Source organism: Bradyrhizobium yuanmingense, assembly GCF_029167105.1.
GTDB lineage: Bacteria > Pseudomonadota > Alphaproteobacteria > Rhizobiales > Xanthobacteraceae > Bradyrhizobium > Bradyrhizobium yuanmingense_A.
This window is the reverse complement of the sequence record NZ_JARFML010000011.1, coordinates 73,380-95,662: the sequence shown is the minus strand read 5'-3', so window position 1 is coordinate 95,662 and position 22,283 is coordinate 73,380. Positions and strand designations below refer to the sequence as shown.

Genomic DNA, 22,283 nt, shown 5'->3' with positions numbered 1-22,283 from the left:
CCGAAATGACGCTGTTGCAGGTCGAGCTGGACGACAAATACCGGCTCGAATCGAAGCGGATCTTCCTGTCCGGCACGCAGGCCCTGGTCCGCCTACCCATGTTGCAGCGCGAACGCGACCGGCTTCAGGGCCTCAACACCGGCGGCTTCATCTCGGGCTATCGCGGTTCCCCGCTCGGCATGTACGACCACGCGTTGTGGCGCGCGAAGTCGCACCTTCAGCAGCACGACATCGCTTTCGTCCCGGGCTTGAACGAGGACCTCGCCGCAACTGCGGTCTGGGGCAGCCAGCAGGTCGGCCTGTTTCCCGGCGCCAAGGTCGATGGCGTGTTCGGCATCTGGTACGGCAAGGGCCCGGGCGTCGACCGCTCGGTCGACGCCCTCAAGCACGCCAATGCCGCCGGCACCTCGCGCAACGGCGGCGTGCTCGCGCTCGCCGGCGACGACCATGGCTGCCAATCCTCGACGCTGGCGCATCAGAGCGAGCAGGTGTTCGCGGCGGCGCTGATCCCGGTGATCAACCCGGCGACGCTCCAGGACTATCTCGACCTCGGCCTCTACGGCTTTGCGCTGTCGCGCTTCTCCGGCTGCTGGGTGGGCTTCAAGGCGATCAGCGAGACCGTCGAGAGCTCGGCGTCAATTGACAGCGATCCTGAACGCATCCAGATCAGGCTGCCCGATGATTTCGAGATGCCGCCCGGCGGCCTGAACATCCGCTGGCCCGACCCGCCGCTGGAGGCGGAGAAGCGCCTGTTTGGCCCGAAGATGGCCGCCGTGCAGGCCTTCGCCCGCGCCAACCAGCTTGACCGCATCGTGCTCGATTCCAAGCCCGCCCGGCTCGGCATCGTCGCCACCGGCAAGGCCTATCTCGATCTGCGCCAGGCGCTCGCCGACCTCGGCATCACCGACAAGGACGCGCAGGATCTCGGACTTCGCATCTACAAGGTGGCGATGACCTGGCCGCTGGAGGAGAGCGGCGCCAAGCGTTTCGCCGAAGGCCTTCAGGATGTGCTGGTGGTCGAGGAGAAGCGCGGCTTCATCGAAGACCAGCTGATGCGCATCCTCTACAACGTCGATGCATCCCGGCGTCCGACGGTCACGGGCAAGCGCGACGAGCGCGGCGCACCGCTGTTGCCGAGCGAGGGCGAGCTGACGCCGACCATCGTCGCCGGCGCGCTGGTGGCGCGCTTGCGCAAGCTGGGCCATCACAGCCCGGTACTGGAGCAGCGCCTCGCGCGGCTCGAGGCCTTCGACAACCCGGTCACGACCAGCACACCGATCAAGCTCGCGCGGACGCCGTTCTTCTGCTCGGGCTGCCCGCACAACACCTCGACCCGCGTGCCCGAGGGCAGCCGCGCCATGGCCGGCATCGGCTGCCACGGCATGGCGCTGAGCATGCCGACCCGCCGCACCGACTTGATCTCGCATATGGGCGCCGAGGGCGTGAACTGGATCGGCCAGTCGCCCTTCACCAGCGAAACCCACATCTTCCAGAATCTCGGCGACGGCACCTACACCCATTCCGGGCTTCTCGCCCTTCGCGCAGCTTCGGCCGCCGGCATCAACATCACCTACAAGATCCTCTACAACGACGCCGTCGCCATGACCGGCGGCCAGCCCGCCGAAGGCGCCTTCAACGTCGCGCAGATCGCCCATCAAGTCTGGGCCGAAGGCATCAAGCGGCTTGCGATCGTCTCCGACGATCCGAGCAAATACCCGCAAGGCAATTACTTCCCGCAGGGCGCGACCATCCACCACCGCCGCGAGCTCGACGCCGTGCAGCGCGAGCTGCGCGATATCAAGGGCCTAACGGTCATCATCTACGACCAGACCTGCGCCGCCGAGAAGCGCCGCCGCCGCAAGCGCGGGCTCTATCCCGATCCCGCCAAGCGCGCCTTCATCAACGAGCTCGTTTGCGAAGGTTGCGGCGATTGCTCGCAGGCCTCGAACTGCGTCTCGGTGCAGCCGCTGGAGACCGAGTTCGGCCGCAAGCGCCAGATCGACCAGTCGAACTGCAACAAGGACTTTTCCTGCGTCGAGGGCTTTTGCCCGAGTTTTGTAACCGTGCATGGTGGCAGCCTGAAACGCATGAAGACATCTGCGGTCGATTCCGGGCAGCTGTTCGCCGATTTGCCGCTCCCGCCCGCACGTGAGCTGGACGGACCCTACAACATCCTCGTCACCGGCATCGGCGGCACCGGCGTGATTACAATCGGCGCCCTGCTCGGCATGGCCGCCCATGTCGACGGCCGTGGTTGCTCGGCGCTCGACTTCACCGGCCTGTCGCAGAAGAACGGCGCGGTGATGAGCCATGTCCGCATCGCACGGAGGCCGGAAGACATCTCCGCGGTTCGCATCACCACCGGCGGCGCCGACGTCATCCTCGGCTGCGACATGATCGTCTCGGCGGGCCCGACGGCGCTGAGCCGCGCCGAGCGCGGCGTGACCAAGGCCTACATCAACGCCGATCTGCAGCCGACCGCGAGCTTCGTGCAAAACCCCGATCTCGATTTCGAGATGGGCACGATGCAGACCGTGCTGCGCGACGCCATCGGCGACAACAACCTCGACATCATCGATGCGACAGGCATTGCCGCGGCACTGATGGGCGATTCCATCGCGACCAATCCCTTCATGCTCGGCTTTGCCTTCCAGAAGGGCGCGATCCCGTTGTCGCTGGAGGCGCTGCTTCGCGCCATCGAGATCAACGGCGCCGCGATCGAGATGAACAAGCTCGCCTTCACCTGGGGCCGGCTCGCCGCCCACGACATGTCGCGCGTGCGCAGCGTGCTCCAGTTCAAGGCGAGAGCGTCCGCCCCGGCGAAATCGCTCGACGACATCATCGCGACACGCGCCGAATTCCTGACCTCCTATCAGGACAGGGGGTATGCCGACCGCTACCTCGCAGCAATCGCCAAGGTGCGCAAGGCGGAGAGCGCGGCTTCGCCCGGGTCAACCGAGCTCACCGAAGCGGTCGCAAAGAACCTGTTCAAGCTGATGTCCTACAAGGACGAATATGAGGTCGCCCGGCTCTACACCGACGGCAGTTTTGCAAAAAGGGTGTCCGAAAAATTCGATGGTCACTTCACGCTGAAGTATCATCTGGCGCCGCCGATCTTCGCCAAGCGCGACAAGGCGACCGGACATCTGCAGAAGCAGGAGTTCGGCAGCTGGATGATCCACGCCTTCCGCGTGCTCGCCAGGCTCAAGGTCCTGCGCGGCAGCGCGTTCGATCCGTTCGGCCACACCGAGGAGCGCCGGACCGAGCGGAAATTAATCGCGGATTATCTGGCGATGATCGACCAGCGGATCACGGGGCTGAAGGCGGAGCAGATCCCGCTGCTGGCAAGGCTTGCGCGCGTGCCGGAGACCATCCGCGGCTTCGGCCACGTCAAGGAGGCCAACGTCAAGCTGGCGGCGGCCGAGACGGCGCGGCTGGAAGCGGAGCTCGAGAACAGCCGCTTCGCCGCGGCGGCGGAGTAGAGGGGGAAAGCCCCAGCTCTCTCCCCGTCATTGCGAGGAGCCCTTGCGACGAAGCAATCCAGAGTCTTTCCGCCGAGACAGCCTGGATTGCTTCGCTTCGCTCGCAATGACGAGATCGTGGAGACGCGCTCGCCACACATTCTGCATCATCGCTTGACTTGCCGATTCAGTACAGTTCAGCGCGCCGGCTTGCGCTCGATCGGGTCGATATCGATCGCCCGCAGGCGGCCGAGGCGCAGCACGTCCATGGGTAGCCGGCGGCCGATCCGGTCGCGGTCCAGCACGCGGATCAGATCGTCGACGCCATTGATCTCGACGCCGTCGAGCCTGATGACGACGTCGCCCGGCAACAGGCCTGCCTTCGCCGCCGGTCCATCCGGCTCGATCTGCATCAGAAGCGCGCCCATCTTGTTCTCGACCCCGGCCAGCACCGCGTGCCGCCGCGGGACCGGCGCGGTCTGCCCGGCGACACCGATATAGGCGCGGCGGACATAGCCGTGGCGGATGATCTCCGACAGCACGAATTGCGCGGTGTTGCTGGCGACCGCAAAACAGATGCCCTGCGCGCCGTTGATGATGGCGGTGTTGATGCCGATCACCTCGGCATGCGATGACACCAGCGGACCGCCGGAATTGCCGGGATTGAGCGCGGCATCGGTCTGGATCACGTCCTCGATGGTGCGCCCGCTCACCGAGCGGATCGAGCGGCCGAGCGCCGAAACCACGCCGGCCGTCACGGTCGATTCGAAGCCGAGCGGATTGCCGATCGCGATCACGAGCTGGCCGCGCCGCAGGCTCTTGGAATTGCCGAGCGCGGCATAGGGCAAGTGCCGCACGCCATTGGCGCGCAGCAGTGCGAGGTCGGTATCGGGATCGACGCCGAGCACCTGGGCGTCGCCGACATGGCCTTCGACGTCGCGCAGCCGGATCTCCTTCGACGTGCCGACCACATGACTGTTGGTGAGCACGAGCCCGTCCGGCGAGATCACGATGCCGGAGCCGAGCCCGCCGCGCTCGCGACCGTTCGGCGCCTTGGGGCCGGTCTCGACGCGCACGACCGCAGGGCCGACGCGATCGGTGACGTCGATCACAGCATTGGAATAGGCGTCCAGCAACGCCCGGTCATCGACCGGGGCGGCCGCATTCGTTCGCGATGACGGTGTGTCATCGGCGATATCTGAGGTGAAGTCCAACATGGCAAGAGTCCTCGAAGGCTCACACAGATGGTGGCCTGCTCCCGCCGGCGCAAGTGGCCCGCCTGGAGCGCAGGGCCGGACTGCCCAGATGGCTAGGGCGCCCGCCGCAGCGCGCCGCCTCTCGCCTTGACCGGATCGAGCAGCGACCAGTCCCCGTCCGGAAGCACATGGCCCTTGGGGAAAGGCGCGCGCAGCTCGAGCCCCAGCGAGCCCAGCACGCGGTCATCGCGGTAATAGCATTGCAGCACGACACGAACGAGGGTTGCGGCGGCGGCACCGCCGCTCTTCCGAAACTCGTGCACCACCGCATCGCGTCTGGCGGCATCGAGCTCGGCGAGCGGGGCGCCGGCGAGCCGCGCCAAATGATCCAGCGCCGCCGCGACCAATTTGGTATCGCGACCGAGCGTTGCTAGCATGTCCGCCTGAATCGCGGGATCATCGGCGCCCGGCACCTTGTACTCGTCACTGGCCGGGATGATCATCGCGGCGATAGCGCGGAGATCGTCGCGCTGCCTGCGTGTCAGTTGGTTGTCTGCGGACATTACAGCCTCAATCGAACAAATTGGCGAGGCGCTGCTTCATCTGGTCGGCAATGTAGAGCGCGAGGGCCTGGATGGTGGAGGTCGGGTTCACGCCGCCCGAGGTGACGAAGATGCTGCCGTCGACGATGAAGAGGTTCTTCACGTCGTGCGAGCGGCCCCATTCGTTGACGACGGAGCGTTCGGGATCGGTGCCCATGCGCGCGGTGCCGAGCAGGTGCCAGCCGCCCCAGGGGATCGGCGAGTTGACGCAGATGTCGCTCGCGCCGGCCGTCTCGAGAAACTCGCGGCCGCGCGCCAGCGCGTGCTCCATCATCTTCCGGCTGTTTTCGCTGATGGTGTAGTCGACCTTCGGCGCCGGGATGCCGTGGCTGTCCTTCAGCACCGGATCGAGCGTGACGCGATTGTGCTCCTCGGGCAGGTCCTCGCAAATCGCGGAAAAACCTAAGCGATGGCCGTTGAGCTTGCGGAACACGCGGTGATGATCCTCGCCCCACGGCAAGATGCCCTTCTGCTCGCTGACCACGGCCTCGAACACCGGCCCGGCGCCGCGCACGAACTGAACGCCATAGCCGCGCACGAAACCGCGCGACAGGTCGGTGTCATACCATTGCTTGCTCCACAGGCAGGTCGGCGGCGCGCGGTTGGAGTCAGTCGGCTCATTCACATAGCCATAGATCTGCGCATAGGGATGGAACATCAGGTTCTTGCCGACGAGGCCCGACGAATTGGCGAGACCGTTGGGGAAGCGGCCCGATGCCGAGTTGAGCAGCAGCCGCGGCGTGCCGACGCCGTTGCAGGCGATGACGACGACATGCGCGGGCTGGAACTGCTCGATGCCGTCCTTGTCGTAATAGACCACGCCCGAGGCCATGCCGTTCTCGTCGGTGGTGATCTCGCGCACCCGGCAATGCGTGCGCAGCTCGACGCCGGCGCGGATCGCATGCGGCCAATAGGTGATGTCGGTGGAGGATTTTGCGCCTTGCGCGCAGGCCGGTGTGCAATGGCCGAGATTGATGCAGCGCGCCCGGCCCTCGTAGTCCATCGTCGCGACCGTGGTGTCCGACGGCCACCAGTGCCAGCCGAGCTTGTTCATGGCCTTGCCGATGATGGCGCCGGACAGGCCCATCGGCTGCTGCGGCATCGGCGGATGCGTCAGCGGCGACAGCGGATCGCCTGACAGGCCCGACGTGCCCATCATGCGATCGTTCTCTTCGAAGAACGGAGTCAATGCCTCGTAGTCGATCGGCCAGTCGTCGGCGACGCCGTCGAGCGTCTTCACCTTGAAATCGGAGGGATGCAGCCGCGGCCAGTGCGCGGTGTACATCACCGTCGAGCCGCCGACCGCGTTGTAGTTCACGACCTTGATCGGAGAGTTGTCGTCGTTGATCGGGTAGTCCTCGGGCCGGCCGCGCACGTTCGGGCTCGACGACCATTCGCCGTAGAACTTGGCCTCCCAGTCGCGGCCCGTGCTGGGATATTCCGCCGGGTTCATCCAGCCGCCTTGCTCCAGGCAGAGGATGTGCATCTTGGTCTCGGCCAGCGACCACGCCACCGCCGCGCCCGAAGCGCCGGCGCCGATGATCAGGACATCCACAGGGTCTTTCATCGCAACCTTGTCCTCCCCCCTCGCCGCTTACCGGGCGATTCGGCCTTTCGCGCCTCGCAAGGCCGGCAAACGATACGGGCAGAGCGACGGCGGAGTAAAGCCGCGGGGCCGGAATGTTGCACTTCGCGAGGCGCAGACCATTGGTCTCGCCACATCCGGATGCTAGGAACGGGGCGCACGAGCCATCGATAGCGAGACCGTATGTCCTTCCAGAGATTCTTTGCAGCCGCCCGCGCTTTTGCGCTCGTTTCGTTTCTCGCCTTGTCCGGATTTCTGGCCTCGTCCGGACCAGTTTCCGCGCTGACCGGCGCCGCGACGGCCCGTGACGGCAACTCGGTCCAGCTCGGCGACGTCACCTATCGGCTCGACGGCGTCGACGCGCCGGAGCTCGACCAGGTCTGCATCGACAATAAAGCCGATGCCTGGACCTGCGGCATCGAGGCCCGCGACCAGCTCGCGAAGCTCATCAACAAACGAACGGTGCGCTGCGACGATGTCGGACCCGAGAAGAGCTTTGGCAAGCGGCACCGCGCCATCTGCACGGCCGAAGGCGACAAGGCCAGCTTGAACGAGCAGCTGATCAAGCTCGGCTTTGCCCTCGCACGCGAGCCGATCAAGGCCAACGTCAAGCCGGCGGCCACCGAGGCCAAGGCGTCGGCGGCCGGGATCTGGAAGGGCTGTTTTGTTGCGCCGCAAGATTTCCGCAGCGGCAAGAAGGACGGCGCGCTGCTGGGCACCGCCTGCCGCCCGGACCGCGACAAGGAAATCCGCGCCGTGCTGTTTCCGGAGGAGCTGACCATGCCCCCCAACTGCAGCATCAAGGGCAAGCTCGCGGTGCGCGCCCGCGTCACCGGCAATATCGGCATCTACCATCTGCGCGGATGCCCGAGCTATCCCGCGACCACGACACCGGATCGCTGGTTCTGCTCGGAGGACGACGCCCAGGCGGCCGGCTTCCGCAAGGCCTACAATTGCCGCCGGCCAAGGTGAGCAAGCTCCCTCACGCACCCGTGAGTGGTAGTCCGAGACCGTATTGATCCGGAATTGAACTTCGTCGGCGGTTGCTGCATTTGTAAGCCTACGCAAGCGCCTTGCGCGAGCGTTCCTTGGCAGCAATCCGGCTTCGGCCGATTGTCTTTGCTTGGGCGTTTCCTCCCTAGACTTGGGCCGCTTGTCACAAACAAGCGGCTCTTTCTTTTTGTGCGTCGCTCCAAACCGAGGCCATCATGCCCGGGCTTGTCCCGGACATCCACGTGCTTCGTGCATGGAGCAAGGCGTGGATGGCCGGGTCAAGCCCGGCCATGACGATGCGGCGAGATCAACGCATCAAGCTCACGACTTACTCTTTGCGATGCGCGCTACTGTCGCATCATGATATGGTCCATCGGCGGCATGTTGGCGTTGAGATTCGCCATGATCCAGACCGTGCCGCCGACCACCAGGAACACCACCAGCAGCCCGAAGGCGAGCGCCAGCACGTTGTTGGTGTTGTCGGGGCCGGTGGTGATGTGCAGGAAGAACACCAGATGCACGCCCATCTGTGCGATCGCGAGCACGATCAGCGCGACGGGAATCGAGGGCTGCCAGACCAAGTCCGTGCCGGCGATGAAGAACGACGTCGCCGTGAGCAGCAGCGCGAGCACGAGCCCGACGACGTAACCGAGGATCCTTGCGCCGACGCTATGCTCTTCTTCCTCGCCCGGCGCGAGGTCGCGTTTGACCATCCCATGCGTCTGCTCACTCATGGCGCGCTCCCGAGCAGGTAAACGACGGAGAACACTGCGACCCAGACGATGTCGAGCGCGTGCCAGAACAGCGCAAAGCACGTCATCCGGCGCAAGATGTCGGCGCGAAAGCCCTTTGCGAACACCTGGGCCATCATGGTGAGCAGCCACAGCACGCCGGCGGAGACGTGAAGGCCATGGCAGCCGACCAGCGAGAAGAACGCGGTCAGGAACGCACTTCGTGACGGGCCGTAGCCGCGCGCGATGAGGTCGGCGAATTCGCGGAACTCGAGAACGAGGAATATCAGCCCGAGCACGCAGGTCACGGTCATGCTCAGATAAAACCAGAACCGGTTGCGCACGTCGGCGGCGATGCTGGCCATGCCGCAGGTGAAGCTCGACAGCAGCAGGCAGACCGTCTCGATCGCCACGTTCCTCTGCTCGAAGATCTCCGCGCCCTTGGGGCCGCCGGCGGTCTGGCCCGACAGCACCGCATAGGCCGCGAAGAAGCAGGAGAACATCACGATGTCGGAGAGCAGGAAGATCCAGAAGCCGTAGGCGGTCACGATCCGCTTCGGCGCGGGGCCAGGATGCTCGATGACGAGGCCGATATGATGGGGATCGGCGTGCGCGTGGCCTGCGGTCGCGGTCATCGCCATCAGACTGCTCCCGCCATGCTGACGAGGTTGCGCCGTTCCTGGATGTTGCTGCGGTCGATGCGGGCGACCTCCTCGGCCGGAATGACGTATTCGTCATGGTCGCGCCAGGCGAACACGACGAAGGTCGCCCAAGCGCCCAAGCCGCCCAGGATCACCATCCACCAGATGTGCCAGATCAGCGCGAATCCCATGATGGTGGCGAAGAAGGCACAGACGAATCCGGTCGGGGAATTCCGGGGCATCTCGATATCCTGATAATCCGGCGTCTCATGCGCGAGCGATTGCTGCTTCGCGCGCGCCTTCATATCCCAATAGGCGTCCTCGCCGCGCACATCAGGATTGAAGGCGAAGTTGAACACCGGCGGCGGCGACGAGGTTGCCCATTCCAGCGAGCGCCCGTCCCAGGGATCGCCGGTGCGGTCGCGCAACGCCTCACGATTGCGGATGCTGACGACGAGCTGCACGATCTGGCAGATCACCCCGATCGTCAGCACCGCCACACCGACCGCCGCAACGATCATCCAGGGCCGCCAGGCCGCGACGTCGTAGTGCTGCATGCGTCTGGTCATGCCGAGCAAGCCGACGATGTAGAGCGGCATGAAGGTTATGAAGAAGCCGATGAAGGTGAACCAGAACGCGGCCTTGCCCCAGCGTTCGTCGAGACGGAAGCCGAACGCCTTGGGGAACCAGTACTCGAAGCCGGCGAACACGCCGAACAGCACGCCGCCGATGATCACGTTGTGGAAGTGCGCCACCAGGAACATGCTGTTGTGGAGGATGAAGTCAGCCGGCGGCACCGCGAGCAGGACGCCGGTCAACCCGCCGATGATGAAGGTGACCATGAAGCCGACCGACCACAACATCGGTGTCGCAAAACGGATGCGGCCGCCATACATCGTGAACAGCCAATTGTAGATCTTCACGCCGGTCGGTATCGCAATGATCATGCTGGCGATGCCGAAGATGGCATTGACGTTGGGACCTGCGCCCATCGTGAAGAAGTGGTGCAGCCAGACCATGAAGGAGACGACACAGATCGCCATGGTCGCGAGCACCATGGAGCGGTAGCCGAACAGCGCCTTGCCGGAGAAGGTCGAGACCACCTCGGAGAAGATGCCGAAGGCCGGGAGCACGAGGATGTAGACCTCCGGATGGCCCCAGGCCCAGATCAGGTTCATGAACATCATGACGTTGCCGCCGGCCTCGTTGGTGAAGAAGTGGAAGCCGAGATAGCGGTCGAGCAGCAGCATCGCGAGCGTGGCGGTGAGGATCGGGAAGGCCGCGACGATGAGAAGGTTCGAAGCCAGCGTGGTCCAGCAGAACATCGGCATGCGCAGGTAATTCATGCCCTTCGTGCGCAGCTTAAGCACGGTGGTGACGAGATTGATGCCGGCCACCAGCGTGCCGACGCCGGAAATCTGCAGCGACCAGGCGTAATAGTCGACGCCGACGCCGGGCGAATAGGACAGTTCCGACAGCGGCGGAAAGGCGAGCCAGCCGGTGCGCGCGAATTCGCCGACCACGAGCGAGATATTGACCAAGAGCGCGCCGGTCGCCGTCAGCCAGAAGCCGACCGAATTGAGCGTCGGGAAGGCGACGTCGCGCACGCCGAGCTGGAGCGGCACGATGAGGTTCATCAGCCCGATCACGAACGGCATCGCCACGAAGAAGATCATGATGGTGCCGTGCGCGGAGAAGATCTGGTTGTAGTGCTCCGGCGGCAGATAGCCCTGCGACTGATACGCCACAGCCTGCTGGATCCGCATCATGATGGCGTCGCTGCCGCCGCGCAGCAGCATGACCGAGGCGAGCAGGATGTACATGACACCGATGCGCTTGTGGTCGACGCTTGTGATCCATTCGCGCCAGAGATAGGGCAGATGTCCCTTCACCACGACCCAGCCCAGCACGCCGAGGATCGCGACAAGCACCACCGCGCCGGCGACGAGCGGAATCGGCTGGTCCAGCGGGATGGCCGACCAATTCAGCTTACCGAGCATCATGGCCTCCACTGTGCGACCGGCCTGCTTCTGACGCGAGGGCCGGCCCGGGCCCCGGCGGAATGTGCTGGGTCGCGATCAAATCGAACAGGCGCGGATCTTCGAGGCGGTAGACCGGCCTGCCCTTCTCGATGCCCTGCTGCATCAGCTTCTTGTAGCTGTCCTCGTTCAGCACCGCGTCCGTCTTCGCCGTGTTCGCCACCCAGTCCGGGAAGGCGAGCGGCGAGATCACGTTGACGTCGAACATCATGTCCGGGAAACCGTCGCCGGAGAAATGCGCGGACAGGCCCTGAAGCTTGCCTTCGTTGTCGGCGCGCAGGTTCAGCTTCGTCACCATGCCGTTCATGGTGTAGATCATGCTGCCGAGCTGCGGGATGAAGAATGTGTTCATCACGCTCGATGACGTCAGCTGGAAATTCAGCTCGGCGCCGGCCGGCACCGTCAGCGTGTTGACGGCGGCGATGCGCTGGTCCGGATAGATGAACAGCCATTTCCAGTCGAGCGAGACCGCCTGGATCCGCACCGGGCTGCCGGTGCCCGGCACGGGCGCGGCGGGATCGAGCTGGTGCGAGCCGATCCAGGCGACGCCGCCGAGCAGGATCACGGTGAGCGCCGGAATAGACCACACCACCATCTCGACGCGGCCGGAATAGACGAACTCCGGCTGGTAGCGTGCCCTCGGATTCGAGGCGCGAAACCAGAACGCGAAAGCCAGAATCGCGAAAATGGTCGGCACCACGATCACGAGCATGATGAAGACCGAATCGACCAGGATGGTGCTGTTGCCAGCAGCCACGGGCCCTTGCGGATCGAGCAGATTCATCGGCAAGCCACTGGTGGTTGGGAAGCCCGGGGACTGAGCCTAGCGCGGGAAAGGCTCCGCGACAAACGCTGCGAGACCGGAACGGTTCCTGGACCGCAACGGCCAGCCATGCGCGATGGACCGGCCGCCACATGCAATTCCGTTTGATGTCAATGACATGAACGCGGAAAGCGCGCTCTTCTCTCCCAGGAGCGCGATTGCTAGTCTGCACGAAAATAATGACAAGGACGGGAGTGAACCGAGATGCGCTTGAAAGACAAGGTCGCGATCGTCGTCGGGGCCGGGCAAAGCCCCGGCGAAGGCATGGGAAACGGCCGCGCGACCGCGCTCACCTTCGCGCGCGAGGGGGCCAAGGTCTTCTGTGTCGACCACCATCTGGAATCGGCGCAGGAGACGGTGGCGATGATCGCCGCGAAAGGCGGCATGGCGGCGGCCTTCAAGGCGGACGTGACCAAGGCTGCGGACATCAAGGCGATGGTTGCGGACGCGCAATCGCGCTGGGAACGTATCGACGTGCTGCACAACAATGTCGGCGTCAGCCTCGCCGGTGGCGATGCCGAGCTGCTGCAATTGACCGAGGAGGCGTTCGATCGCGTCGTCGCCATCAATCTGAAGAGCTGCATTCTGGCCGCGAAGGAAGTGATCCCGATCATGCGCGCGCAGAGAAGCGGCGCCATCATCAACATCTCGTCGATGGCCGCGATCACCACCTATCCTTACGTCGCCTACAAAGCGACGAAGTCGGCGATGATCGCCTTCACCGAACAACTCGCCTACCAGAACGCCGAATACGGCATCCGCGCCAACGTCATCCTGCCCGGCCTGATGAACACGCCGATGGCCGTCGACACCCGCGCCCGCGAATGGCACAAGACCCGCGCCGAGGTCGAAGCCGAACGCGACAGCAAGGTGCCGCTGCGCAGAAAGATGGGCACGGGCTGGGACGTCGCCAACGCCGCGCTGTTTCTGGCGAGCGATGAGGCGAATTTCATCACCGGTGTGACGCTGCCGGTGGATGGTGGTGCGAGCGTGAGACGGGGGTAGGTCGAGGCGAGCGTGCTGCTCTAACCCTCCCCTAGAGGGGCAGGGCTATCGCATTTGAAAGTTTTTCCCTGCGGCCATCCTTCGAGATGCCCGCTGGAGGCGGGCTCCTCAGGATGAGGGCGGAGTGCGCGGCAGCAGTTTCAACGGGCACTGACGCTGATTAGCCTCATCCTGAGGAGGCGCGTCAGCGCCGTCTCGAAGGACGAGGCGTGCGCGCAGACCGCCGCCTCAAGTCATATGCGATAGCCCTGCCTAGAGGGGAAGGTAAGATCAGTGCGTCACCCGCCAGATCGTGCCGTTGCCATCTTCCGAGATCAGCAGCGATCCATCCTTCGCCGCGGCGACGCCCACCGGGCGCCCCCACACCTCCGTGTCGTTCACGACGAACCCCGTAACGAAATCCTCGTACTCGCCGGTCGGCTTGCCGTCCTTCATGCGGATGCGGATCACCTTGTAACCGGTGCGTTTCGACCTGTTCCAGGAGCCGTGCTGGGCGGCGAAGGCGTCGCCCTGGTATTCGGGCGGAAACTGCGCGCCCTGGTAGAAGGTCATGCCGAGTGAGGCCGAGTGCGGCTGGATCAGCACATCGGGCACCGTCACCTTGTCCTTGAGATCCGGCCGCGCGCCGGCATGGCGCGGGTCTTCATTGCCACCGATATAGAACCACGGCCAGCCGTAGAACGCGCCTTCCCTCACGCTCGTGACGTAATCGGGCACGAGGTCGTCGCCGAGACCGTCGCGCTCATTGGTCGAGCACCAGGGCAGACCGGTCTGCGGCTGGATCGCGAGGCCGACGCAGTTGCGCAGGCCGGTGGCGTAGATCTTCCTCTCCTTGCCGTCAGGGTTGAAGGCCAGCACCGCGCCGCGCTCGAGCTCGCTGGCCCATGTGGCGCCGAGCGGCTGCGTCTTCGCCCATGCCTCCATCCCGCCGGGCGGCGTCCCCATGCCTTCGGCGACGTTGCTGAGCGAACCCACCGACACCAGCATACGCTTGTTGTCGGGCGTGAAGACGATATCCCGGGTGGAATGGCCCCCATCCGGCAGGCTTGCGACAACCGTCTCCGCCTTGCCGCGCGCCTTCAGATCGCCGGCCTTGTAAGGAAAGCGAACGACGCTGTCGGTGTTGGCGACATAGACCCATTGCGGATTGTCGCCGTTCGGAAAGAAGGCGATGCCGAACGGCTGCCGCAGGCCGCTCGCGAACACCTCGTTGGTGGCGACCTTGCCGCCCTCGCCTGCGCGCAGCACGCGAATGGTGCCCGCCCGCATTTCCGCGACGAACACGTCGCCATTCGGCGCCACGCGGATGATGCGCGGCGCGCGCAGGCCTTCGGCGAACGGCTCGATCTTGAAGCCGGAAGGCACCTGGAGCTCGGCTTCCGGCGGACGCGGCACCACGCGCGACGAGGTCGCAACCGATCGCGTGGCGCCGGGCCTGACCAGATCCTGCGGCCGGATCAGCCTGACCGTGCCGGGCTTGTCGGCGCGCCAATCGCCATAGGCGTCCTTGCCCTGCAACACCGGCTCGGCGTGTGCACCGGCCGCCGCCGCAGCAGCCAGCAGCGCTGCGAGCATCGCCGCGAACGTTATCCTGTCGCTCAATTCGTCGTCCTCCGCCTTGGGCGTGTCGTGCGTCAACGCCGATCACCCGCAAAAGGTCTCTCGGCGAGTTTGGCGCCTGCCGAATCCCACGTCAGTTCATGCCCGCACGATGTGCATCAGCCGCAGTCCATCATACTGGAAAATGCGGTTGAACGGTGCGACACATTGTGAGGGCGGCGATCGCCGGTTACGGTCATGGAGGCTGCGGCATCCAGGTCGCGCCGGATGAGGAGATCATGTGGGGATCCGTCATATCAGAATGGGCGAGCCTGCTGCTGCGCTGGCTGCACGTGGTGGCCGCAATCGCCTGGATCGGCAGTTCCTTCTATTTCATCGCCCTCGACCTCAGCCTGAAGCCGAAGGCTGACCTGCCGGGCGGCGTGCAGGGCGAGGCCTGGCAGGTCCATGGCGGCGGCTTCTACCGGATCATGAAATACCTGGTCGCGCCCAGCCAGATGCCGGACGAGCTGACCTGGTTCAAATGGGAGGCCTACACCACCTGGCTGTCCGGCTTCGCGCTGATGGTGGTGGTGTATTATCTCGAGGCCGACCTGTTCCTGGTCGACAAGTCGATCCTCGACCTCACATCGTTCCAGGCTGGATTGTTCAGCTTCTGCAGCCTGGCGCTGGCGTGGCTGCTCTATGAGGCCGCCTGCCGCACCGGGCTCGCCCAGCGCGAACTGCCCTTCGCCATCGGCGGCTATCTGTTCCTGGTCGCACTCACTTACGCCTTCACCCATGTGCTGAGCGGACGCGGCGCCTTCAACCAGATCGGCGCGATCATCGGCACCATCATGGTGGCCAACGTCTTCACGCTGATCATCCCGAACCAGAAAAAGATCGTGGCCAGCCTGATCGCCGGACAGGCGCCTGACCCGAAGCTCGGCAAGGCCAGCAAGGAACGCTCGGTCCACAACAATTACCTGACGCTTCCCGTCGTCGTGCTGATGATCAGCAACCACTATCCCCTGCTCTACGCCACGCGCTTCAACTGGATCATCGTCGCGATCGTCCTGGCGCTCGGGCCGGTGATCCGCCACTTCTTCAACGAGCGTCATGCCGGGCGCAAATCGCCCTGGTGGGTGTGGGGCGTGGCCGCGGCCGGCGTGATTGCGATCCTCCTCCTCTCCGCCGCCGGACCGCGCGAGGTGAAGACGGGCGCATTGTCGGCGCCGGTCACGGCCGCCAATGTCGAGGAGATCGTGATGTCCCGCTGCAGCATGTGCCACGCGGCCGAGCCGGTCTGGGCCGGCATCGTCACCGCGCCGAAAGGCATTGTGCTCGACACGCCCGAGCACATCCATCGCAACATCCGCCTGATCGGACGGGTCGCGGCCTGGTCCAATTCGATGCCGCCGGGCAACATCACCGAGATGACCGGCGAGGAGCGCGCCGTGCTCGCGGCCTATATCGAACAGGCGCGCTGAGGCACGCCGGACGAGGATGCCTTGGGCGGAATGAAATTCCGCTTCTCTCGCCGAATTGAAAATGACTTGACCGCACATCCGGCGTAGACATGGCCGGCAGCCGCCGGCGCGGCGCAAATTCAGCTTGCAATCGGGGATAAGAACAATGGCCCTCAAGAACGTCATCGGTATCGACCACGCCGTCGTTATGGTGAAGGACCTCGACAAGGCCGCCGAGAACTACAGGCAACTCGGCTTCACGGTCTCGCCGCGCGGCACCCACAGCGCGCATATGGGCACCGGCAACTACACCATCATGTTCGACCCCGATTACATGGAGCTGCTCGGGGTGCTCGTGGCGACCGAGCACAATGCGCCGGCCCGCGCCTTCGTCGAGCGCCATGGCGAGGGCATCGAGCGCATCGCTTTCACCGCAATCGATAGCGCCGCCGGCGCCGAGGAGATCCGTGCACGGGGCCTGGAGCCGGTCGGCCCGACCGATTTCGAACGCCCCGTCACGCTGCCAGATGGCACGATCTCGGCGGCGAAATTCCGCACCTTCATGTGGCCGACGGCGGAAGCTCCGGGCGGCGTGCGCATCTTCGCCTGCCAGCACAAGACCCGCGAGACCGTGTGGATCCCCGAGCTGATGACCCACGCCAATGCGGCCAAGCGGATCAAGCAGACGCTGATCGCAACGCCGGAGCCCGCCAAGGAGGCCGCGCATCTCGCCCGCCTGATCGACCGCGAGGCGAAGACCGACGCGGACGGCGCCGTCACCGTGCCCTCCGGCGGCGATCGCGCCGATTTCGTCTATCTGACGCTGGACCAACTCGCCAAGCGCTATCCCGGCGTGCCGCTGAACGGCCTCTTCGAGCGCGGTGGCGCCGCGCTGGTGCTGGTCAGCGGCGATCTCGCGGCGACCGAGAAGGCGCTGGGGTCGGCCGCGGTGCGGAGCGGAGCTGCGATCTGCGTGCCGCCGGCCAAGGCCAACGGCACCCTGCTCGCCTTCATTGCCGGCTGATTTGAACCAATTCTTTAACGGGCGTTTACCCGGCGGCTGTAGGCTTCCCGGCCATCAAGCCACCGGGGCCAATCGCATGTTCAAAGAGGGATCGCCGATCGCCTATGACGCGCCGGCCGAGCTGAAGAAATGGCCGTCGCTGAAGGGCGAGCGGCAGAAGGATCGCGGGCCGCCCTATCTCGTCTACAACGGCACGCTCGCCGAATGCGTCCGCGAGCTCATGGGCAAGCCGATCAAGGGCATCTCGCTCTACGACATCATGACGACGCCGCAGGCCGCCTTCGATCAGAACGTGCTGTCGCCCGGCGACGCCGCGGAGATCGCGATGCGCAAGGATTTTCCCAAGGACTAGTTTGCGGCACGCGTCGCAGCGGGCGTGCCCTGCCGCTTCGATGAGGATTCCGTCGGCGCATCGAGGAAGACGACGGGCATGCCGCGCTTCACGTTCTCGCCGAGCACACGCGCGTCCCAATTGGTGAGCCGAACGCAGCCGTGCGACGCCGACTTGCTGACCTTGTCGGGCTCTGCCGTCCCGTGGATGCCGTAGCCCTGCGCCGACAGGCCGATCCAGTATGCGCCCACCGGATTGTTCGGACCCGGCTTGATGTCGAACGGTCTCTTGGACTTGACGCTCTTGAACTTGTACTCGGGATTGTAGCGGTAGGTCGGCAGCTCGTGGCTGGCGGTGACCTTCAGCGTTCCCGTTGGCGTCGGGCGATCCGGACTGCCGACCGACGCCGGATAGAACGCGATCATGCGATCGGAGCCGTCGAAGGCCTTCAACGTCGCGCGTGCCTTGTCGACCTCGATGCGGACGATGCGCGGCAGCTCACGCCGCGCCGGAATGTTTGTGACGACGATCGTCTCTCCGGCCTTGTCGAAGGTCTTGCCCGGATTGAGCGCCCTGAGCAGATCCGCGCTCATGTGGAATTTCTCGGCAAGTCCTTCGAGCGGGCTGGTGTAGCTCAGCGCGTCCAGGGACTTCATGTCATCGAGCTTGGCCGGCAGCTTCATTAAGAACGGTCCCTTCACGTCGGCGTCGGTGATCTTGTAGTCGACGAGAATCGGGCCCTCGCTCGCTGCGGTCAGCTTGTCCCAGAGCTCCGGCGCCACAACCTTGTCGGATGCGATGCCGTTCTGCTCCGCGAACGCCTTGAGCGCCTTCTGCGCGTTCTCGCCGAGCTTGCCGTCAATCTCGCCGGGCGAAAATTGCGCGCGATCGAGCAGCACCTGAAGCTTCACCACGGCTGCATTCAGCTTGTCGGTGGCCGGCGGCTTCGCAGGACGCGCAGCCTCGTTGACCGCGGCCGGATCGAGATTGCCTGCGAACGCCGGGGCGGCGAGCCACAGCGACATCAATGCGCCAAGCATCCATCGTATCGTCATCACGCATCCCACTCGCAAACGGCCCGCAAAACCGCGGAGAGTTTCTGTTCGGGAACACCGTAGTAACACCGAAGGAACCGACGAGATCGCAGCTTTGCCGCAATCCGACGGTTAAGAACTTCCTATCGCCGGCGCATCGCTGGCCGTTCATCCACACAGTTCGAGGTTGTCCCAGCAAATGCGATTTGTCGTCGCGGCTTGCGCCGCGTTTCTGCTTCTGATGTGCGATCTCGATCCGTCGGCATCCCGCCAAGCATCACGTTTCGACACCACTGTTCTCAAGAACAATCATGCCTCGTCACTTGTTCCGGTGGTCGAGCTCTTCGTCGCCAGCGTGCAGGCGATCGAGCTTGCCAATGCGCACGCGGCCTACGAGCAGGTGATCGAGCCACCGCGCGCGGCCGGGCCGGCGGTAGAGGCGGAGCCCTCGCCGACCGAACGATTTTGTCACGCGTTGCGCCAGGCCGCCGAATCCAGCGGCATTCCGGTGCCGTTCTTCGCGCGCCTGATCTGGCAGGAGAGCCGCTTCAAGTCCAACGAGGTCAGCCATGCCGGCGCGCAGGGTGTCGCGCAATTCATGCCGGCGACAGCCGCCGAGGTCGGGCTCGACGATCCCTTCGATCCGATGAAGGCACTGCCGGCATCGGCGAAATTCCTGCGCAAGCTGCGCGACGATTTCGGCAATCTCGGCCTTGCTGCCGCGGCCTACAATGCCGGTCCCGGCCGCATCCAGAAATGGCTTGCCAGGCAGAGCGAGCTGCCGCGCGAAACGCGTGACTATGTCCGGATCATCACCGGCACCAAGGCCGAAGACTGGACCGAACGGTCGGAGGCACTCGCGATCCGCATCGACCTGCCGCGCGAAGCGCCATGCGAAGGCATCGGCAGTCTTTCGAAGGCAAAAGACGTCGCCTGGGTTCCGGTGAACCTGACGCCTTCGGTTGCGCACATCATTCGCAAGGGTGAGCAACTCGCGGCGCTCGTAACGACGAACCGCGCCCGCAAGCGGCTCGCCACACTATTGCGGAAGAATGTCACGGCTCCCGGCAAGGCCCGCAGCATGATCGCGGCACGCGCTGCCGGAAAGAGCGCGAAGGCGCGCGCCGTTCGTCTCGCATCGCGCGAACGGACGTCAGGCTAACGATCGGAGCCGCTCGCTTGCGCGGCTCCGATCTGAATCGACCTAGTCGATTTCCTCGATCACCCGCCGCTCGCGCGGCTCGATGACATAGGTCCGGGTGTCGCGGTGGATGTAGCGATATTCGCGCAAGCCCGGCGCATCGCGATAGACCGTGGTCGGGAATTCCTCGACCTCGACAGTCTCCGGGATCCGATCACCGACGCGCATCTCCGTGCGTGCCGTGCTGCCGGTGGTCCGCGCCTCTCTGCGTCCTTCGGTGCGGGTCTTCGCGTGCTTGCGGATCACCTCGCGGTCGCGATCCGAGAACTTGCTGGCGCTGCGCTCGCGCGTCGTCGTTGTCGCCGTGGACTGGCCTGAATACGGCAGCACCGTCACGATCTTGTAGGTCGCCGGATCGACCACGACGATCTGATCTTTCACCAGCGCGAAGCTGTAGCCGCGATATTGCGGCACGATCTCGACGACGTCGGGCGGCAGCGTCGAGAGGTGCACGTCACGCGGCACCACCGTGCCGACGTTCAGCGAGAAATTGACGTTGGTCAGCGGCCGCACGTTGAGGTGCGAGATCGACGCGCTGATCTTGGTCTCCTGCTGCTTGTTGAGGTTGACGTCGGTCTGGGCGGCCGCCTGGTTGCTCGTCGGCGCAGTCGGTGCCTGCTGGGCCTGGTTGGTTCCAGATGCGGCCGGTGCCTGCTGGGCTTGATTGCTGGCCGGCGGCGGATTGGACCGATCCTGTGCCTGGTTGGTGTTCGCAGGAGGCGGGTTGGCGCTCTGCTGCGTTGCAGGCTGGTTGCCCGCCGCATTGGAATTTGCCGATCCGCTCTGCGACTGCGCGGTCGAGCCCGTATTGGCGGTGCCGGAGCCGGACGATGGTGGGTTGGCCTGCGTGGTCTGACCCGACGTTCCCGATGTCGTGGATTGCTGCGGTTGCGATGTGGTCTGCTGCTTGTCGGTCGCGCTCGAAGGCGCGGTGGTGGATGGCGCGGTGGAGTTCGACTGGGACTGCGGCGTCTGCTGAGACGGCGGATTCGTGCTGGGCGATTGCGCATACGCGGCGCTCGCCAGCACCATCCCCAATGCGGTGGTTGCCAACAGGCGGATCATGGTTCACTCCCTCTGATCAAAATGAATGTTGGCTACTAACCTGCGCTAGGACGCGCAGTTCCACTTTTTCCCGTGCCGGAACCCCGCAATGCCATCGAAGAGCGCCGGGATCATCGCCTATCGCAAGCGTGGGAACATCGAGGTGCTCCTCGTCCACCCCGGAGGGCCGTTCTGGCGCAACAAGGATCTCGGCGCATGGTCGATCCCGAAGGGTGAGTACGCGGACGGAGACGATGCAGAGGCCGCGGCGCGACGGGAGTTCGCCGAGGAGCTGGGACAGGAGCTTTCCATGCCGCTGACCCCGCTCGGCCAGGTGAGGCAGCGCGGGGGCAAGCTCGTCACCGCCTTCGCGGCCGAGCTTGATGTCGACGTGCGCAGCATTCGCAGCAACACGTTCGAGATGGAATGGCCGCCGCGCAGCGGCAAGCGGCAGGCCTTTCCGGAAGTCGACCGCGCCGAATGGTTCACGCTCGACGCGGCGCAGGAGAAGATCAATGCAGGACAGCGTCCGCTGCTCAACCGGCTTCAGCTGCTGATCGGCAGATAGCGCTTCGCGCCCTATTCCGCCTTGATGTTCGCCGCCGCAACCACCTCCGCGAGCTCCTTGGTCTCCCTGGCGATCTTCGCGGCGTAATCGGCCGGGCTGAGCACGCTGACGACGCCCTGCGCGCCGAGCTTCTCCTCGGCCGCGGGATCCTTGGCTGCGGCGACGATCTCCCGGTGCAGGGTTTCGAGGATCGGCGCGGGTGTTGCCTTGGGCATGAAGAAGCCGACCCAGAACGAGATGTCGAATCCGGGATAGCCGGCTTCCGCCACCGTCGGCACGTCGGGCAGCGCCGGCAGCCGCTCGGCCGACGACACCGCCAGCGCGCGCAGCTTGCCGGCCTTGACCAACGGCACGGCGGAGAGCGGATCGAACACTGCCAGCACCTCCTGCGCGAGGATGCCGACCTCGGCGGCCGAACCGCCGCGATAGGGCACGTGGATCAGCTTGATGCCGGCCTTCTGGCTGAGCAGCTCCATGGCGAGATGGGCGAGATTGCCGTTGCCGCCGGAGCCGTAGGCGAGCGCGCCGGGTGCGGCCTTCGCCGCCGCGACGAGATCGGCCACCGACTTGATGTTCGCCGTCTTGGGATTCTCGGGGTTGACGACGAGGACGAGCGGCGCCGACACCACGGTGGTGAGCGGCGCGAAATCCTTCTCGGGGTCGTAGCGGATATCCCTAAACAGCGTCTTGTTCAGCGTGATCGTTGACGAGTTGCAGGCGAGCATGGTGTAGCCGTCCGCGTCCGCACGCGCGACGGCTTCGGCGGCGATCATGCCGTTGGCGCCGGCGCGGTTCTCGACGACGAAGGGCTGGCCGAGCTTGTTGCTGAGGCGATCGCCGATGATGCGCGCGACGACGTCGACCGGGCCGCCGGCGCTGAAGCCGACCATGACCTTGACCGGCCGCGACGGATATTTCTGCGCGAGAGCCTCTGTCGCCAGCACCAGGGCGCATAGTCCGGCGATGACTGCCAGCGCGCGAGCCGTTCGTTGCATTC

At 65.1% G+C, this 22,283-nt stretch carries 19 protein-coding genes; 8 read left to right on the top strand and 11 right to left on the bottom strand.

Going from position 1 to position 22,283, the window contains the following annotated elements; genetic code table 11:
- Positions 1–5: 5 nt before the first annotated feature.
- Positions 6–3,482: an indolepyruvate ferredoxin oxidoreductase family protein gene (locus tag P0R31_RS16455; protein ID WP_275514918.1), complete on the top strand. Its 3,477-nt coding sequence runs from the start codon at positions 6–8 to the stop codon at positions 3,480–3,482.
- 176 nt (positions 3,483–3,658) lie between these two features.
- Here P0R31_RS16455 and P0R31_RS16450 read toward each other — a convergent pair whose 3' ends face one another.
- The 3 genes from P0R31_RS16450 to P0R31_RS16440 all read right to left on the bottom strand — a co-directional run bounded on the left by P0R31_RS16450 (position 3,659) and on the right by P0R31_RS16440 (position 6,826).
- On the bottom strand, positions 3,659–4,678 hold the full coding sequence (locus P0R31_RS16450) for a S1C family serine protease (protein WP_275514917.1): 1,020 nt from the start codon (positions 4,676–4,678) through the stop codon (positions 3,659–3,661).
- Positions 4,679–4,770: 92 nt separating this feature from the next.
- The gene (locus tag P0R31_RS16445) at positions 4,771–5,220 is read right to left on the bottom strand and encodes a hypothetical protein (RefSeq protein WP_275514916.1); all 450 of its coding nucleotides are present in this window, start codon (positions 5,218–5,220) and stop codon (positions 4,771–4,773) included.
- 7 nt (positions 5,221–5,227) lie between these two features.
- Positions 5,228–6,826 (bottom strand): GMC family oxidoreductase, encoded by a 1,599-nt coding sequence (locus P0R31_RS16440; protein WP_275514915.1) that lies wholly within the window; start codon positions 6,824–6,826, stop codon positions 5,228–5,230.
- Positions 6,827–7,027: 201 nt separating this feature from the next.
- On the opposite strand from P0R31_RS16440, the gene P0R31_RS16435 reads away from it, so the two are divergent.
- Entirely contained in the window at positions 7,028–7,816 is a 789-nt protein-coding gene (locus P0R31_RS16435; RefSeq protein WP_275514914.1) for a thermonuclease family protein, read from the top strand.
- Positions 7,817–8,184: 368 nt separating this feature from the next.
- Here the strand turns inward: P0R31_RS16435 and cyoD are convergent, their stop codons facing one another.
- The 4 genes from cyoD to P0R31_RS16415 are packed head-to-tail and all read right to left on the bottom strand — an operon-like array spanning position 8,185 to position 12,032.
- Positions 8,185–8,571, bottom strand: a complete 387-nt coding sequence (gene cyoD / locus P0R31_RS16430) for a cytochrome o ubiquinol oxidase subunit IV (RefSeq protein ID WP_275514913.1) — start codon at positions 8,569–8,571, stop codon at positions 8,185–8,187.
- On the bottom strand, positions 8,568–9,209 hold the full coding sequence (locus tag P0R31_RS16425) for a cytochrome (ubi)quinol oxidase subunit III (RefSeq protein WP_036026017.1): 642 nt from the start codon (positions 9,207–9,209) through the stop codon (positions 8,568–8,570). Before P0R31_RS16425 ends, cyoD begins: the two co-directional genes overlap by 4 nt.
- The gene (gene cyoB, locus P0R31_RS16420; protein WP_275514912.1) at positions 9,209–11,209 is read right to left on the bottom strand and encodes a cytochrome o ubiquinol oxidase subunit I; all 2,001 of its coding nucleotides are present in this window, start codon (positions 11,207–11,209) and stop codon (positions 9,209–9,211) included. The genes P0R31_RS16425 and cyoB overlap by 1 nt, the downstream gene beginning before the upstream one ends.
- Positions 11,199–12,032 (bottom strand): cytochrome ubiquinol oxidase subunit II, encoded by an 834-nt coding sequence (locus tag P0R31_RS16415; RefSeq protein WP_275514911.1) that lies wholly within the window; start codon positions 12,030–12,032, stop codon positions 11,199–11,201. Before P0R31_RS16415 ends, cyoB begins: the two co-directional genes overlap by 11 nt.
- Before the next feature lie 243 nt (positions 12,033–12,275).
- Between P0R31_RS16415 and P0R31_RS16410 the strand changes: the two genes are divergently transcribed.
- A complete protein-coding gene (locus P0R31_RS16410; RefSeq protein WP_275514910.1) occupies positions 12,276–13,076 on the top strand; it encodes an SDR family NAD(P)-dependent oxidoreductase in 801 nt (266 codons plus the stop codon).
- Between the two features lie 270 nt (positions 13,077–13,346).
- Here P0R31_RS16410 and P0R31_RS16405 read toward each other — a convergent pair whose 3' ends face one another.
- Positions 13,347–14,651: a PQQ-dependent sugar dehydrogenase gene (locus tag P0R31_RS16405; protein ID WP_430516835.1), complete on the bottom strand. Its 1,305-nt coding sequence runs from the start codon at positions 14,649–14,651 to the stop codon at positions 13,347–13,349.
- Between the two features lie 263 nt (positions 14,652–14,914).
- Here P0R31_RS16405 and P0R31_RS16400 point away from each other — a divergent pair, with 263 nt between their 5' ends.
- The 3 genes from P0R31_RS16400 (at position 14,915) to P0R31_RS16390 (ending at position 17,460) form a co-directional block, all read left to right on the top strand.
- Positions 14,915–16,105 carry a urate hydroxylase PuuD gene (locus tag P0R31_RS16400; RefSeq protein ID WP_271545631.1) on the top strand — a complete coding sequence of 397 codons (1,191 nt, stop codon included), beginning with the start codon at positions 14,915–14,917 and terminating at the stop codon, positions 16,103–16,105.
- 145 nt (positions 16,106–16,250) lie between these two features.
- Positions 16,251–17,108, top strand: a complete 858-nt coding sequence (locus tag P0R31_RS16395) for a VOC family protein (RefSeq protein ID WP_275514909.1) — start codon at positions 16,251–16,253, stop codon at positions 17,106–17,108.
- 76 nt (positions 17,109–17,184) lie between these two features.
- On the top strand, positions 17,185–17,460 hold the full coding sequence (locus tag P0R31_RS16390) for a hypothetical protein (protein ID WP_036004252.1): 276 nt from the start codon (positions 17,185–17,187) through the stop codon (positions 17,458–17,460).
- On the opposite strand, the gene P0R31_RS16385 is transcribed toward P0R31_RS16390, so the two are convergent.
- Positions 17,457–18,494 carry a L,D-transpeptidase family protein gene (locus tag P0R31_RS16385; protein ID WP_275514908.1) on the bottom strand — a complete coding sequence of 346 codons (1,038 nt, stop codon included), beginning with the start codon at positions 18,492–18,494 and terminating at the stop codon, positions 17,457–17,459. The two genes, P0R31_RS16390 and P0R31_RS16385, sit on opposite strands and share 4 nt — an antisense overlap.
- Positions 18,495–18,672: 178 nt before the next feature.
- Here P0R31_RS16385 and P0R31_RS16380 point away from each other — a divergent pair, with 178 nt between their 5' ends.
- Positions 18,673–19,635: a lytic transglycosylase domain-containing protein gene (locus P0R31_RS16380; protein ID WP_275514907.1), complete on the top strand. Its 963-nt coding sequence runs from the start codon at positions 18,673–18,675 to the stop codon at positions 19,633–19,635.
- A 42-nt stretch (positions 19,636–19,677) separates the two neighbouring features.
- Here P0R31_RS16380 and P0R31_RS16375 read toward each other — a convergent pair whose 3' ends face one another.
- On the bottom strand, positions 19,678–20,739 hold the full coding sequence (locus P0R31_RS16375; protein ID WP_275514906.1) for a DUF1236 domain-containing protein: 1,062 nt from the start codon (positions 20,737–20,739) through the stop codon (positions 19,678–19,680).
- A gap of 88 nt (positions 20,740–20,827) precedes the next feature.
- Here P0R31_RS16375 and P0R31_RS16370 point away from each other — a divergent pair, with 88 nt between their 5' ends.
- Positions 20,828–21,286 carry an NUDIX domain-containing protein gene (locus tag P0R31_RS16370; RefSeq protein WP_275514905.1) on the top strand — a complete coding sequence of 153 codons (459 nt, stop codon included), beginning with the start codon at positions 20,828–20,830 and terminating at the stop codon, positions 21,284–21,286.
- Positions 21,287–21,297: 11 nt separating this feature from the next.
- Here P0R31_RS16370 and P0R31_RS16365 read toward each other — a convergent pair whose 3' ends face one another.
- A complete protein-coding gene (locus P0R31_RS16365) occupies positions 21,298–22,281 on the bottom strand; it encodes a Bug family tripartite tricarboxylate transporter substrate binding protein (RefSeq protein WP_275514904.1) in 984 nt (327 codons plus the stop codon).
- Positions 22,282–22,283: the final 2 nt, after the last annotated feature.

What these genes read in the sequence shown, in the direction of transcription:
- P0R31_RS16415 (WP_275514911.1), bottom strand. Translation starts at nt 12,032, where the DNA reads ATGAATCTGCTCGATCCGCAAGGGCCCGTGGCTGCTGGCAACAGCACC.
- P0R31_RS16450 (WP_275514917.1), bottom strand. Translation starts at nt 4,678, where the DNA reads ATGTTGGACTTCACCTCAGATATCGCCGATGACACACCGTCATCGCGA.
- P0R31_RS16365 (WP_275514904.1), bottom strand. Translation starts at nt 22,281, where the DNA reads ATGCAACGAACGGCTCGCGCGCTGGCAGTCATCGCCGGACTATGCGCC.
- P0R31_RS16445 (WP_275514916.1), bottom strand. Translation starts at nt 5,220, where the DNA reads ATGTCCGCAGACAACCAACTGACACGCAGGCAGCGCGACGATCTCCGC.
- P0R31_RS16395 (WP_275514909.1), top strand. Translation starts at nt 16,251, where the DNA reads ATGGCCCTCAAGAACGTCATCGGTATCGACCACGCCGTCGTTATGGTG.
- P0R31_RS16405 (WP_430516835.1), bottom strand. Translation starts at nt 14,651, where the DNA reads ATGCTCGCAGCGCTGCTGGCTGCTGCGGCGGCGGCCGGTGCACACGCC.
- cyoB (WP_275514912.1), bottom strand. Translation starts at nt 11,209, where the DNA reads ATGCTCGGTAAGCTGAATTGGTCGGCCATCCCGCTGGACCAGCCGATT.
- P0R31_RS16425 (WP_036026017.1), bottom strand. Translation starts at nt 9,209, where the DNA reads ATGGCGATGACCGCGACCGCAGGCCACGCGCACGCCGATCCCCATCAT.
- P0R31_RS16455 (WP_275514918.1), top strand. Translation starts at nt 6, where the DNA reads ATGACGCTGTTGCAGGTCGAGCTGGACGACAAATACCGGCTCGAATCG.
- P0R31_RS16370 (WP_275514905.1), top strand. Translation starts at nt 20,828, where the DNA reads ATGCCATCGAAGAGCGCCGGGATCATCGCCTATCGCAAGCGTGGGAAC.
- P0R31_RS16385 (WP_275514908.1), bottom strand. Translation starts at nt 18,494, where the DNA reads ATGACGATACGATGGATGCTTGGCGCATTGATGTCGCTGTGGCTCGCC.
- cyoD (WP_275514913.1), bottom strand. Translation starts at nt 8,571, where the DNA reads ATGAGTGAGCAGACGCATGGGATGGTCAAACGCGACCTCGCGCCGGGC.
- P0R31_RS16440 (WP_275514915.1), bottom strand. Translation starts at nt 6,826, where the DNA reads ATGAAAGACCCTGTGGATGTCCTGATCATCGGCGCCGGCGCTTCGGGC.
- P0R31_RS16380 (WP_275514907.1), top strand. Translation starts at nt 18,673, where the DNA reads ATGCGATTTGTCGTCGCGGCTTGCGCCGCGTTTCTGCTTCTGATGTGC.
- P0R31_RS16375 (WP_275514906.1), bottom strand. Translation starts at nt 20,739, where the DNA reads ATGATCCGCCTGTTGGCAACCACCGCATTGGGGATGGTGCTGGCGAGC.
- P0R31_RS16410 (WP_275514910.1), top strand. Translation starts at nt 12,276, where the DNA reads ATGCGCTTGAAAGACAAGGTCGCGATCGTCGTCGGGGCCGGGCAAAGC.
- P0R31_RS16390 (WP_036004252.1), top strand. Translation starts at nt 17,185, where the DNA reads ATGTTCAAAGAGGGATCGCCGATCGCCTATGACGCGCCGGCCGAGCTG.
- P0R31_RS16435 (WP_275514914.1), top strand. Translation starts at nt 7,028, where the DNA reads ATGTCCTTCCAGAGATTCTTTGCAGCCGCCCGCGCTTTTGCGCTCGTT.
- P0R31_RS16400 (WP_271545631.1), top strand. Translation starts at nt 14,915, where the DNA reads ATGTGGGGATCCGTCATATCAGAATGGGCGAGCCTGCTGCTGCGCTGG.